The organism is Ruegeria sp. SATB045 (genome assembly GCF_059613525.1).
This window is the reverse complement of sequence record NZ_JBXWSR010000024.1, coordinates 100,019-112,318: the sequence shown is the minus strand read 5'-3', so window position 1 is coordinate 112,318 and position 12,300 is coordinate 100,019. Positions and strand designations below refer to the sequence as shown.

Genomic DNA, 12,300 nt, shown 5'->3' with positions numbered 1-12,300 from the left:
GGTGATACTCCTAGACAAGGTCCAGTGCGGCAACAACCCTATTATTGTCACATACGGGTGGGTTTACTGACTGAAGAGGTCACAAAACTGACTGTGACATCCTTGCACCAATCTGTGGCCAATGCGGTCTTCACGTTTATGCCATACTTGCGTGAAGGGGGCAAAAAGAGCGAAACGGTTCCCGTGCTGAGACATGTGCAATGACACTTGTCGAGTTAGAAAACTTTGAAACCGAGGGAAACAAGATGAAAAAAGTTCTCTTCGCATCGACCGCTCTGATCGCAACCGCATCGGTTGCCGCGGCCGAAGTTAGATTCAGCGGTTATGGCCGCTTTGGTATTGGTTACCTGGAGGATCGTGGCTTCACGACCACCACCACCACTGCAAGCGGTGCAACCAACACTTTCTTCAACGAAGCCGACGAGACCATTCTGGTTTCTCGCTTCCGTCTGAACCTGGACGCAAACGTTGAAACCGACGGCGGCGTCGAGTTCTCGGGTCGTGTTCGTCTGCAGGCTGACGAAGATGCAAGCACCGGCGAAGCCAACTCGGCTGGCCTGAACGGTGCGCGTTTCTCGGTCATCTACGGTGGTCTGCGTGTTGACGCGGGCAACGTCGCAGGTGCATTCGACAACCTGGCAAACTACTACGGTAACGAGCCTGGCCTGGAAAACTTCATCGGCCAGTACTCGGGCGTTGACTATAACTTCCTGGGATACTCGTCGACCGGTTCGGGTTCGAACGCTGTGTTCTTCCAGTACGCAGTTGGTGACTTCGCATTTGGCGCTTCGTATGACCAAGCGACCATCTTCCAAGGTCAAGGTGTAAGCAACGACGCTGACCGTTGGGACATCAGCGCGACCTACACCTTCAACAACATCACTGCTGCTCTGGCATACGGTCAAACCGACTCGGACGGTATCCTGGACGACGATCCAAGCCTGCTGGTTCTGACGCTGGGCGCAGAATTCGGTGACTTCTCGGGTACTGTGTTTGTCGCAGACGATAAAACCGAAGTCGACGAAACCGACGGCACCGCATGGGGTGTTTCGGCGGCCTATAATGTTGGTTCGGCTCTGACCCTGACCTTCGCTTACGGTGACGGTAACGCGGACGGTGACCTGCAGCAGTACGGTATCGGTGCTCTGTACGACCTGGGTGGCGGTGCATCGCTGCGCGGTGGTATCGGCAACAGCGACTGTGACATCTGCGACGACTCGCAGCTGCGCGCAGACTTCGGTGCCCAGTTCAACTTCTAAGTTGATCTGAACCGCAAGGTTTAAGGGCAGGTCTTCGGACCTGCCCTTTTCTTTTTGATCGACATGGTGTTTTTCTGCCCCCAAGCTAGAATGAGGAATCCCATGTCACTGCAGGAAATCTCTGCCCGTATTGCCAAAGCCGAAACCGCCGCCGGGCGGCCGGAAGGTTCAGTTCAACTGATCGCCGTCTCCAAGGTGCAGCCCAACGAACGTATCCGCGATGTACTGCAACAGGGTCATAAGTGCTTTGGTGAGAATCGCGTGCAGGAGGCTGCAGGGAAGTGGCCCGAATTCTCTGCAACCTACCCCGATATTGACCTTCATCTGATTGGCCCCTTGCAAACCAACAAGGCCCGGCAGGCGATGGAGCTATTCAGCACAATTCATTCGGTCGATCGCCCGAAGCTGGCGAAAACTCTTGCCCGTTTGGCGCAAGAGATTGGGTCATGTCCCGACCTGTTTATTCAGGTCAATACAGGTGAAGAAGATCAGAAAGCTGGGATTCTCCCAGCTGATGCTGATGCGTTTATTGCCGAGTGCCGAGACCTTGACCTGCCTGTGAAGGGGCTGATGTGCATTCCTCCGGTGGAAGAAGAACCTGCGCTGCATTTTGCCTTGCTGGCCAAGATCGCCGAACGCAACGGTTTGGTAGGCTTGTCGATGGGTATGAGCAGCGACTTTGAGCGCGCAATCGCGCTGGGTGCGACCCATGTGCGGGTTGGATCTGCGATATTTGGCGCACGCGTTAAACCTCAGGAATGATCAGCCGCGTGCCCGGTTGAACATGGGCAGCAATCCAATGGAGGTGATCGCGCCGGAAGGCGACACAGCCTTCAGTTGGATAACCTGGCCGCCGCCATTGATGCAGAAAAATGGCCGACCCTTGCCCTGGTATTGCATTCGGCCAGTTCCAATCCGTGAGCAACACCAGATCATATAACGGGTCGGAACGGCGCAGCTTTTCGTGGCTGCAGGCGTAGGGCGCGCTGACCAGTTGGTTATATCGCGCGTCGCACACATCATCAGACCACAGGTCGCGGGGCCCGATCGGAATCGCCCAAGCGGTTGGGGGTGAAATCCGGTCTGGCCGATAAAGCATTCCGACGATTTGGTGCTCGCCAGTTGGGGTGGCGCCGTCGCCTTCGCGTTTTGTCGGACTACGCCCGCCTTTTCCGATTGAACATGGAAACATGCGGCCAGCGAACCGAACCCCACGAGGCGTCAGCACCAGATCTTTTGGCGTCACAGCAGATGGCCCGACTTGGCTGCTTTTGTAGCCAGATACCCTCGGTTATGTGCAGTTTCACCAACCTTGAGAGGTACACGTTCGGTCACGGCAATGCCGGTTTTTTCCATCATGGCGATTTTGGCGGGGTTGTTCGTCAACAAGCGCACCGCGTTGAACCCTAGCGACTTCAGGATATCTGAACCCAGCCGGAAATCACGTTCATCATCCTCGAACCCAAGGCGGTGATTGGCTTCGACCGTGTCAAAACCCTGATCTTGCAGGAAATAAGCGCGCATCTTGTTGGCTAGGCCGATCCCGCGCCCCTCTTGGTTAAGATAAAGCAGGACACCAGCCCCTTCAGATCCCATCTGCGCCAGCGCGCCGCGCAACTGTGGTCCGCAATCGCATTTCAGGCTGCCCATCAGGTCGCCGGTAAAACAAGCCGAGTGCAAACGCGCAAGAACCGGTTTGCTGCGATCCGGTCGCCCGATTTCAATGGCGTAATGCTCTTCACCCCCATCTTCGGGGCGGAAGACGTGCAGGCGTCCGGCCTCGGAAACCTCCATGGGCAGGCGCGCGGCGACTACCTCGTTCAGCAGGCTACGATCTGCCAGATGCGGGGCAGCGCGGGTATGGTCGATGCAGGTCAACCCGTTCGAGGCCGCAAAACCGCGCCCATCTTCGATCTGCACAACAACAGCAGAAGGCAGAAGCCGCGCGGATTTGGTAAGGGCAATGGCGATACGGTGAAGGTTCGCATTGCCCGTACGTTCGCTCATCAACGGCCCCTTCATCGGAGCGTTCAGGTCGTCCGAGGGGTCGGCAACGGCCTGAACCCAGGAAATATCGACGTCGGCCGGAACCACGACCCGCGCCAAATCACCGTCATAGGCGCGTGCCTTTAACGTCTCGGCACGGCGAACGGTGATGGCAACCACCGGGTCACCATCCAGGCCTCGCAAATCGGCAAGCCGTTGTGCGCTAAGTGTTTCTGCGGCAATGGCGACAACGCTGAACCCGGTGTCATCGGTCAGAACAACCGGAACGCCCATACGCAGGTCGGCCCGCGCCCGCGCCAGCAGTTCAGAGATATCCGGAATGAGACTCATGTATGTTACCCTATAACGGTCAAAACATCCTCTAGCGCGATCTGAAAGAAATGTGAAACAATTCCTACTCGCCGGACACGAGGGCGTGAGACGATTGCAGCAAACCTTGTTGAACGCGTGTTCTACGCGCAAGTGTCCGAAAAGGCTTAGGAGGACCGGGAATGGCACAGCTTAAGAAAATCCTGTTGGTGGATGATGACGAGGATCTGCGCGAAGCGCTGAGTGAGCAACTCGTGATGACCGAAGACTTCGACGTGTTCGAAGCGTCAGACGGTGCCTCGGCAATGGAGCGCGCCCGCGAGGCGATTTACGATCTGGTTATTCTGGATGTTGGCTTGCCGGATACCGATGGCCGCGAGCTGTGCCGCCTGATGCGCAAGCAGGGCGTCAAAAGCCCGATCCTGATGCTGACCGGTCATGACAGCGACGCCGACACCATCCTGGGCCTGGATGCCGGTGCGAATGACTATGTTCCTAAGCCGTTCAAATTCCCGGTTCTTCTGGCCCGCATTCGCGCCCAGCTGCGTCAGCACGAACAATCCGAAGATGCCGTTTTTGTTCTGGGGCCGTACACCTTCAAGCCCGCGATGAAGATGCTGATCACCGAAGAAGATCGCAAAATCCGTCTGACCGAGAAAGAGACGAACATCCTCAAGTTTCTCTATCGTTCGGCTGATGGCGTTGTCGCGCGCGATGTGCTGTTGCATGAGGTTTGGGGATACAACGCGGGTGTCACCACCCATACGTTGGAAACCCACATCTATCGCCTGCGTCAAAAGATCGAGCCCGATCCATCGAACGCGCGCCTTTTGGTCACAGAATCGGGCGGATATCGGTTGGTATCTTAACTTTGATGGTATGACGCAGATCAAAGTGATACTCTGAAGATATATTTAGGTTACTCCCAACCCGTGCATGTCCGGGTAATGACATGTACCTCCCTGTTGGACTGCCGGGCCTTTGGCCCGGCTTTTTTTGGCTCGAGCGCTCCCCCATAGTCTTGATCCAACTGCTTGACTTATCAGTGGTTCGCGGTGCCAATTCTGCCCAACGAATTGGGAGGCGTGAGACTTGGCAAACGAAATCTGCACTCTGTTGAATATTGAAAAACCCGTTCTGTCGGCCCCTATGGGTGGGGCCGCTGGACCTGAACTTGTTGCGGCTGTCTGTAATGCAGGCGGGTACGGAGTGATTCCCCTATGGGGTAAGCCTGCGGGTCAGGTCTCGGACGGGATAGATGCTGTGCGTGCGCTGACGGATCGCAATTTCGCCGTTAACCTGAACCTTGCCTTCCCGTACGAAGACCAGCTGCGGGTATGTATCGACAAGCAGGTTCACGCCGTTTCGTTGTTCTGGGGGATGGAACCTTCGGCCATCTCGCACGCCAAGAAAGGCGGGCTGTGCGTCATGGTCAGTGTCGGTAACGCTGCCGAGGCAAAGGCCGCGCAGGATGCCGGAGCGGACATCATCGTTGCTCAAGGGTGGGAAGCAGGTGGCCATGTCTGGGGGCAGGTCGCGACAATGGCGCTGATTCCGGCCGTCGTGGACGCGGTTTCGATTCCTGTTGTTGCCGCTGGCGGAATCGCCGACGGGCGCGGTATGGCGGCTGCGTTGATGTTGGGGGCATCGGCGGTTTGGGTCGGTACTCGGTTTTTGGCCAGTGCCGAGGCAACGATACACGAAGACTATCGTCGCCGAGTGCTGAATGCGTCTGAGGCGCAGACCGAATGGTACACTGATCTTTATGATGTGAAATGGCCGCAAGCACCACATCGCGCGTTAGCCAATTCTACCGCGCAAACGTGGAAAGAAGCAGGCTCGGCCGCTTCGGGGCATCGCCCGAACGAAGGCGAAATCATCGGGCAGCGCCCGGGTGGAGAGGACGTTGTCCGATACCAGAGCTATACTCCGTTGTCAGGGACAGAAGGGGATATCGAGGCGATGTCACTTTGGTCTGGGCAAGGTGTTGCAATGGTTCGTGACATCATGCCTGCCGCCCAAATCGTCGAGGAGATTTTTACCGAAGCGCAAGCGCTTTTGAACTCCGCCCCTGCTCGATTTTAGGCTGGGAAAGCGCTGCTTTTTCCGATGGCACCTTGTCTTCTACCGCGTTAACGTCGCGCGCAACCGCGATAAAGGAATCCCCCATGCCTTTCACTCTTGCCACCTGGAATATCAATTCAGTGCGTCTGCGCGAACCTATCGTGCTGAAATTGCTGCAGGAAGAGGCTCCCGATGTGCTGTGTCTGCAAGAGTGTAAATCACCCGTCGAGAAAATCCCGACCGAAGGCTTTGCGGAACTGGGCTATACCCACATGGTTGCGCGCGGGCAAAAGGGCTATAACGGCGTAGCTATCCTGTCGCGTATCCCGATGGAGGAGGTGGGCGACAAGGACTTCGCCGGTCTCGGCCATGCCCGCCACATTGCCGCGCGGCTGGAAAACGGTGTGACCATCCAGAATTTTTATGTTCCTGCGGGCGGTGATGTGCCCGACCGCGAGGTGAATGAGAAGTTCGGGCAAAAGCTGGATTACCTCGCGGACATGCGCGACTGGTTCCGCGCTGAAAAGCCCGAGAAATCCATTCTGGTTGGCGACCTGAACATCGCCCCGCGTGAAGATGACGTTTGGTCGCACAAACAACTGCTCAAGGTCGTCTCGCATACACCGATCGAAGTTGAGGCGCTGGCCGAGACACAGGATGCAGGTGGTTGGGTTGATGTCACCCGTCAGGATATCCCCGAAGGGCAGCTTTATAGCTGGTGGTCCTACCGCGCGCGCGATTGGGATGCGGCGGATAAGGGGCGGCGTTTGGATCACGTCTGGGCGACACCCGATATCTCGAACGCGGGGCATTCCAGCCGGGTCCTGCGCGACGCCCGCGGGTGGGAGAAACCCAGTGATCACGCCCCGGTTTTTGCTACTTTCGACCTATAACAGCACAAATCTGCCCTTGGTTTTCGCGACGCGCGGCTGCATATAAGGCGCAAGTTTGAACCGGAGACGTATCGCCATGGACCTTCTGAACACTGCCACCGGCCCTGCCGCCACTGACCTGATCAAGGACGGGTCCGAGGCCACGTTTATGGCCGACGTCGTCGAAGCCTCGCAAGACGTGCCGGTCATTGTCGACTTCTGGGCTCCGTGGTGCGGCCCCTGCAAAACCTTGGGCCCGATGCTGGAAGAGGCCGTCACCGCCGCCAAGGGCGCGGTCAAGATGGTCAAGATCAATGTCGACGAGGCGCAGATGATCGCAGGCCAGTTGCGCATTCAGTCGATCCCGACCGTCTATGCGTTTCACAAGGGCCAGCCTGTTGATGGTTTTCAGGGCGCGTTGCCGGGATCCGAGATCAAAGCGTTCATCGACCGCGTGATCGAAGCGGCGGGTGGCGAAAGCCCCGGGGGACAGTTGGACGAAGCCGTCGCCGCAGCCGAGGAAATGCTGGTCGAGGGCGCGGCCACGGATGCTGCTCAGACCTTTGCGGCCATTCTGGGCGAAGACCCCAACCACGCCGGTGCCTATGGCGGGCTGGTGCGCGCCCATATTGCTGCGGATGATCTGGAGCAGGCCGAGGCGATCCTGAACGGTGCTCCGGCCGAGATTTCCAACGCGCCCGAATTGGAGGCTGCCCATGCGCAGTTGGAACTGGCCAAACAGGCCGCCGATGCCGGCCCCGTGGCCGAGCTGAAGGCGGCGGTTGAGGCCGACCCCGACAACCATCAGGCCCGGTTCGATCTGGCGCAGGCGCTGCACGCGAACGGCGATGTGGAAGAGGCCGTCGCGCAATTGCTGGACCTGTTCCGTCGCGATCGCGAATGGAATGAAGGCGCGGCCAAGGCGCAGCTGTTCACGATCTTTGATGCACTCAAGCCCAATGATCCGATTGTTCTGAACGGGCGGCGCAAGCTCAGCTCGATGATATTTGCCTAATTTCCGATCAGAGCTACACTCGGGTACATGATGCATCCCGCCGACCTGCCGGAAACGGTTTCCGTATTCCCTCTGCCCGGGGCGCTGCTGCTGCCCCGCGCGCGCCTGCCGCTGCATATCTTCGAGCCGCGCTATCTGCAGATGCTGGATGATGCGTTGAAAACACCGGAACGATTGATCGGGATGGTGCAACCCAACCCGTCTGCCAGCGACGACGCGCGTCTTCACCAGATCGGCTGCGCAGGCCGTGTGACGCAGTTTTCCGAGACCGAGGATGGGCGCTATCTGATCACGCTGTCCGGTGTATCGCGGTTCCGCATCCGGTCAGAGTTGGACGCTTTCACCCCCTATCGCCGCTGTGCCGTTTCGTGGGAGGGGTTTGACCGCGATCTGGGTAAAACCGAACAGGATGACGGGTTCAATCGTCCACGTTTCCTGAACCTGTTGGAAAAGTTCTTTTCGTCGCAAAACCTATCGACGGATTGGGACACGTTGAAAGATGCGGATGATGAGCTGCTGGTGAATTCGCTGTCGATGTTGCTGGATTTCGACCCCGAAGAAAAACAGGCGCTACTTGAGGCACCCTGTCTGCGCACCCGCCGCGAGACCTTGGTAACATTGATCGAATTTGCCATGCGCGGCGGATCGAACGAGGACCACTTACAATGACTGAACACGCGTTTGACCGCCACATGCTTGAGGCGCTGATCTGTCCGCAGACCCACACGACCCTGCATTATGACGCGGACAAGCAGGAGTTGGTGTCGAAAGCCGCCGGGCTGGCGTTTCCGATCCGCAATGGTATTCCTGTTATGCTGGTCGATGAGGCGCGCGAGCTGGACTAGATCGCGCGGCCTTGCAGCAGTTTGGGCAGGTCTCCGGTCAACCCTGCGGCCTCGCGCACAAAGCCGCGCCGTAGGCCCGGCAGCGATCCGACGATCCCCATCCCGATATCGCGGCCCATCCGCAGCAGCGGATTATCGTTGGAAAACAGCTTGTTGAACACATCCGTCGCCATTGCCAAAGAGGCCGTGTCGAACCTCCGCCATTCCTGAAAGCGCTCCAGCACCAGCACCGATCCGATATCCTCGCCGCGCCGTCCGGCGAGCGTCAGAACTTCGGCCAATGCCCCCACATCGCGCAGACCAGCGTTCAGCCCTTGGCCTGCAATCGGGTGCATCCCGTGGGCGGCATCCCCGACCAGAGCCATGCGGTCACCGATAAAGGAATTGGCGATGGTCAGGTTCAGTGGATAGGTGAACCGGTCTCCGGCGATGCGAATGTCGCCCAGAAAATCGCCGAACCGAGGGCGCAGGATTTGTAGATAGTCGGCCTGGGGCAGCGCATTGATGCGCTCGGCAGCCTCGGTCCGTTCGCTCCAGACGATCGAGCTGCGATTGCCGGTCAGTGGCAGGATCGCCAGAGGGCCGGGCGGCATGAAGAACTGATGCGCGATACCGTGATGGGGCAGGTCATGTTCAATCGCACAGACCAGCGCGGTTTGGCCGTAATCCCACCCTATCCGCTTGATCCCCGCACGCACCGCTGTGCCACTGCGGCGGCCATCGCAGCCCACTAGCAGTCCGCCCGTCACAGCCGCGCCGTCATCCAGCGTCAGAGTTACGCCGGTGGCGTCGACCTCTTGCGCGACAACTGTGCGTCCGTTGATCTGCGTGATCCGGGGCTCCTCGGCCATGGCGTCCAGAAAGGCGCGGCGCAGGTGGCGGTCTTCGACCATAAAGCCCATCGGGCCCTCTTCGATCTCGGCATGGTCGAAATGCATGAAGAACGGAGAGGGGCCCGCGCCCGCATGTCCATCCGTGACCTTGATCTCCAGCATGGGTTGGGCGTGATCAGAGACCTTGTCCCACACACCCACAGCATCCAGCAGCCGTTGCGAGGCCAGCGCCAGTGCATAGGCACGTCCGTCAAACGCCGCGTTCTTGCGGACTTTTTGGGCCAAACTGTCGATGACGGTGACGGAATGCCCCGTCTGTGCCAGCGCCAAAGCCAAAGCCGGGCCATTCAGGCCGCCGCCTACGATCAGGATATCGGTCTTGTGTTCCATGCCCCGCAATATGCGCCCCCTTTCGGGATTGTCCATGTGCGGTCCTGTCGCTACCGTCCCGTCAGCAGAATTTTCCAAGGGGGCAGGGATGCAGGACTGGTTGACCATGACGGCGTGTGATCTGGGGCGGGGGATCGGCATGGGCCAGATTGACCCGGTCGAGCTGACCGAGACCTATCTGACCGCCATCGACGCCCATCCCTACCGCGACCGCATCTATGCGCGCGTCACCCACGACCGCGCCCGGGCCGAGGCCAAAGCCGCGCAGGATCGCGCCGCGCTGGGTCTGCGCCGGTCACTGCTGGACGGGGTGCCGATCAGCTGGAAAGACCTGTTCGATACCGCGGGCACCGGGACCGAGGCCGGATCGGCCCTGCTGAAAGGCCGGGTGCCGCAGGCGGACGCGGTTGTCGTGCGCAACGCCACGGCCATGGGCACGGTCTGTCTGGGCAAAACCCATATGAGCGAGCTGGCCTTCTCGGGCCTTGGTCTGAACCCCATCACCGACACGCCGCCCTGCATTGATGATGTGGAAGCCGTGCCGGGCGGGTCATCCTCGGGCGCGGCGGCCTCGGTCGCTTGGGGTTTGGCGGCTTGTGGGATTGGGTCCGACACCGGAGGCTCGGTGCGTATTCCCTCCGCATGGAACAATCTGGTGGGTCTGAAAACAACTGCAGGGCGGGTCAGCCTTGAAGGCACGGTGCCGCTGTGCCTGCGCTTCGACACCGTGGGCCCGCTGGCCCGGTCGGTTGAGGACGCGGCGCATATGCTGGCCCTGTTGGAAGGCGGCACACCCGCCGATCTGCGTGGGGCCAGCCTGAAAGGCCGCCGCTTTGCCGATCTGCAAAATATCGCCAAGGATAACCTGCGCGACACTCCTCGCGCCGCTTATGACAGCGCGCTGGAGCGTCTGCGCGATGCCGGGGCCGAGATCGTACCGCTGGAAGTGCCCGAACTGGCGGATGCGATGGCGCTGTCCGGTGTGCTTTACACGACCGAGGCCTATGGCCTGTGGCGCGATGTGATCGAAGCCAACCCGGACGCGATGTATCCAGAAATCCTCGAACGGTTCCGCACGGGCAAGAATGTCTCGGGTGCGGATTACATCGCGGCGTGGTCCAAGCTGAAGGCCTCTCGCGCTGCCTGGGATGCGGCCACATCCGGGTTTGATGCTGTTCTGGCACCGACTGCTCCGATTCTACCGCCTAATCTGGATCGGTTGCTGACCGATCACGACTATTACGTCACTGAAAACCTGCTTGCTTTGCGCAACACGCGGATCGGCAACCTGATGGGTCTGGCCGCGCTGACCTTACCGACAGGAACACCGGGCTGCGGGGTGATGATGATGGGCTATCCTGGGTCCGAGGAGGCTCTGCTACGGATCGGATCAGCGGCCGAGGCGGCATTGGCCTGAATGCCACAATCCCCTGATTTGCCATCACTTTGGCTGGACGAAACGGGGTGCGGCCTGTAACCTGCCTGAAAACGGGGCGCTATGATCCCGAACTTGAGGCAGTAGATATGAATTTCCCCGAGCGGTTTTCGAACCTACCGGAATACGCTTTCCCGCGTCTGCGCACCCTGTTGGACCACCATCAACCGGGCGGCGATGTGATTCACATGACTATCGGCGCGCCGATGCACGATTTCCCGGCCTGGGTGACGGATGTCATCTCTGAGAATGCCGCAGGGTTTCAAGGTTATCCGCCCAACGAAGGCTCACCCGAGCTGCGTGGCGCGATCACCGACTGGATCGCGCGCCGCTATGGCGTGACGATGGACCCCGACACCAACGTGATGGCCCTGAATGGCACGCGCGAGGGGCTGTATAACGCCGCCATGGCGTTGTGCCCCGAGGAAAAGAATGGCCAGAAGCCGGTCATCCTGTGCCCGAACCCGTTCTATCAGGTCTATATGGTGGCCTCGATCTCGGTCGCGGCGGACCCTGTTTTTGTATCGGCCACTGCTGCCACTGGACACCTTCCCGATTATGCAGGCCTGCCCGAGGATGTGCTGAACCGCACCGTCGCGGCCTATATCTGTTCACCCGCCAACCCTCAGGGCGCTGTGGCCTCACGCGACTATTGGGCCGAACTGATCGGGTTGGCGGAAAAGTACGATTTCCGCATCTTCGCGGATGAATGCTATTCCGAGATCTACCGTGACGAGGCACCGGTCGGTGCACTGACCGTCGCGCAAGAGATGGGCGCAGACCCTGAACGTGTGGTGCTGTTCAACTCACTCTCGAAGCGGTCGAACCTGGCTGGGCTGCGCTCGGGTCTGATTGCGGGCGGGCCGGATACGATCAAACGGGTCAAACAGCTGCGCAACTATGCCGGATCGCCACTGCCTTTGCCGTTGCAGGCCGCCGCCGCACGTGTTTGGGCGGACGAGGAGCATGTCATCCAGAACCGCGCGCTTTATCAGGAAAAATACGCCATCGCGGATGACGTGTTTGCAGGTGTGCAAGGCTATATGTCACCCGAGGCTGGGTTTTTCCTGTGGCTACCGGTCGATAACGGCGAAGAGACCGCATTGAAGCTCTGGCGTGAAACCGGGGTTCGGGTTCTGCCAGGCGCATATCTTTCCCAAGGCGATCCGGGACAAAACCCGGGCGAGCATTTTATTCGGGCCGCGCTTGTGGCTCCAAAAACAGAGTTGCAGCAGGGGCTGATTACGCTCCGCGACTGCATCTATTCGTGA

At 59.3% G+C, this 12,300-nt stretch carries 13 protein-coding genes; 10 read left to right on the top strand and 3 right to left on the bottom strand.

The window, feature by feature from the left end:
• Nucleotides 1-245: 245 nt before the first annotated feature.
• Nucleotides 246-1,259 (top strand): porin, encoded by a 1,014-nt coding sequence (locus AC2FNR_RS13435; RefSeq protein WP_480866481.1) that lies wholly within the window; start codon nucleotides 246-248, stop codon nucleotides 1,257-1,259.
• A gap of 102 nt (nucleotides 1,260-1,361) precedes the next feature.
• Entirely contained in the window at nucleotides 1,362-2,021 is a 660-nt protein-coding gene (locus tag AC2FNR_RS13430) for a YggS family pyridoxal phosphate-dependent enzyme (protein ID WP_480866479.1), read from the top strand.
• Here the strand turns inward: AC2FNR_RS13430 and AC2FNR_RS13425 are convergent.
• Complete coding sequence (locus AC2FNR_RS13425) at nucleotides 2,005-2,505, bottom strand: L,D-transpeptidase family protein (protein WP_170355388.1); 501 nt, start codon at nucleotides 2,503-2,505, stop codon at nucleotides 2,005-2,007. The genes AC2FNR_RS13430 and AC2FNR_RS13425 overlap by 17 nt on opposite strands.
• A complete protein-coding gene (gene ribA, locus AC2FNR_RS13420) occupies nucleotides 2,502-3,596 on the bottom strand; it encodes a GTP cyclohydrolase II (RefSeq protein ID WP_170355387.1) in 1,095 nt (364 codons plus the stop codon). Before ribA ends, AC2FNR_RS13425 begins: the two co-directional genes overlap by 4 nt.
• A 161-nt stretch (nucleotides 3,597-3,757) precedes the next feature.
• Here ribA and AC2FNR_RS13415 point away from each other — a divergent pair, with 161 nt between their 5' ends.
• The 6 genes from AC2FNR_RS13415 (at nucleotide 3,758) to AC2FNR_RS13390 (ending at nucleotide 8,371) form a co-directional block, all read left to right on the top strand.
• Complete coding sequence (locus tag AC2FNR_RS13415; RefSeq protein WP_170355386.1) at nucleotides 3,758-4,444, top strand: response regulator transcription factor; 687 nt, start codon at nucleotides 3,758-3,760, stop codon at nucleotides 4,442-4,444.
• Between the two features lie 223 nt (nucleotides 4,445-4,667).
• A complete protein-coding gene (locus tag AC2FNR_RS13410) occupies nucleotides 4,668-5,660 on the top strand; it encodes an NAD(P)H-dependent flavin oxidoreductase (protein ID WP_496849446.1) in 993 nt (330 codons plus the stop codon).
• Between the two features lie 83 nt (nucleotides 5,661-5,743).
• Complete coding sequence (locus AC2FNR_RS13405; protein ID WP_170355384.1) at nucleotides 5,744-6,532, top strand: exodeoxyribonuclease III; 789 nt, start codon at nucleotides 5,744-5,746, stop codon at nucleotides 6,530-6,532.
• Nucleotides 6,533-6,608: 76 nt separating this feature from the next.
• Nucleotides 6,609-7,526 carry a thioredoxin gene (trxA, locus tag AC2FNR_RS13400; RefSeq protein WP_480866474.1) on the top strand — a complete coding sequence of 306 codons (918 nt, stop codon included), beginning with the start codon at nucleotides 6,609-6,611 and terminating at the stop codon, nucleotides 7,524-7,526.
• Between the two features lie 27 nt (nucleotides 7,527-7,553).
• Nucleotides 7,554-8,195, top strand: a complete 642-nt coding sequence (locus AC2FNR_RS13395) for an LON peptidase substrate-binding domain-containing protein (protein ID WP_170355382.1) — start codon at nucleotides 7,554-7,556, stop codon at nucleotides 8,193-8,195.
• Entirely contained in the window at nucleotides 8,192-8,371 is a 180-nt protein-coding gene (locus tag AC2FNR_RS13390) for a Trm112 family protein (protein WP_170355381.1), read from the top strand. Before AC2FNR_RS13395 ends, AC2FNR_RS13390 begins: the two co-directional genes overlap by 4 nt.
• Here AC2FNR_RS13390 and AC2FNR_RS13385 read toward each other — a convergent pair.
• On the bottom strand, nucleotides 8,368-9,630 hold the full coding sequence (locus AC2FNR_RS13385) for an FAD-dependent monooxygenase (RefSeq protein WP_496849443.1): 1,263 nt from the start codon (nucleotides 9,628-9,630) through the stop codon (nucleotides 8,368-8,370). The two genes, AC2FNR_RS13390 and AC2FNR_RS13385, sit on opposite strands and share 4 nt — an antisense overlap.
• Nucleotides 9,631-9,682: 52 nt before the next feature.
• On the opposite strand from AC2FNR_RS13385, the gene AC2FNR_RS13380 reads away from it, so the two are divergent.
• Nucleotides 9,683-11,011 carry an amidase gene (locus AC2FNR_RS13380; RefSeq protein WP_496849442.1) on the top strand — a complete coding sequence of 443 codons (1,329 nt, stop codon included), beginning with the start codon at nucleotides 9,683-9,685 and terminating at the stop codon, nucleotides 11,009-11,011.
• Nucleotides 11,012-11,118: 107 nt separating this feature from the next.
• A complete protein-coding gene (locus tag AC2FNR_RS13375) occupies nucleotides 11,119-12,300 on the top strand; it encodes an aminotransferase class I/II-fold pyridoxal phosphate-dependent enzyme (RefSeq protein WP_170756525.1) in 1,182 nt (393 codons plus the stop codon).

What these genes read in the sequence shown, in the direction of transcription:
- AC2FNR_RS13435 (WP_480866481.1), top strand. Translation starts at nt 246, where the DNA reads ATGAAAAAAGTTCTCTTCGCATCGACCGCTCTGATCGCAACCGCATCG.
- AC2FNR_RS13405 (WP_170355384.1), top strand. Translation starts at nt 5,744, where the DNA reads ATGCCTTTCACTCTTGCCACCTGGAATATCAATTCAGTGCGTCTGCGC.
- AC2FNR_RS13375 (WP_170756525.1), top strand. Translation starts at nt 11,119, where the DNA reads ATGAATTTCCCCGAGCGGTTTTCGAACCTACCGGAATACGCTTTCCCG.
- AC2FNR_RS13390 (WP_170355381.1), top strand. Translation starts at nt 8,192, where the DNA reads ATGACTGAACACGCGTTTGACCGCCACATGCTTGAGGCGCTGATCTGT.
- AC2FNR_RS13430 (WP_480866479.1), top strand. Translation starts at nt 1,362, where the DNA reads ATGTCACTGCAGGAAATCTCTGCCCGTATTGCCAAAGCCGAAACCGCC.
- ribA (WP_170355387.1), bottom strand. Translation starts at nt 3,596, where the DNA reads ATGAGTCTCATTCCGGATATCTCTGAACTGCTGGCGCGGGCGCGGGCC.
- AC2FNR_RS13395 (WP_170355382.1), top strand. Translation starts at nt 7,554, where the DNA reads ATGATGCATCCCGCCGACCTGCCGGAAACGGTTTCCGTATTCCCTCTG.
- trxA (WP_480866474.1), top strand. Translation starts at nt 6,609, where the DNA reads ATGGACCTTCTGAACACTGCCACCGGCCCTGCCGCCACTGACCTGATC.
- AC2FNR_RS13380 (WP_496849442.1), top strand. Translation starts at nt 9,683, where the DNA reads ATGCAGGACTGGTTGACCATGACGGCGTGTGATCTGGGGCGGGGGATC.
- AC2FNR_RS13385 (WP_496849443.1), bottom strand. Translation starts at nt 9,630, where the DNA reads ATGGACAATCCCGAAAGGGGGCGCATATTGCGGGGCATGGAACACAAG.
- AC2FNR_RS13415 (WP_170355386.1), top strand. Translation starts at nt 3,758, where the DNA reads ATGGCACAGCTTAAGAAAATCCTGTTGGTGGATGATGACGAGGATCTG.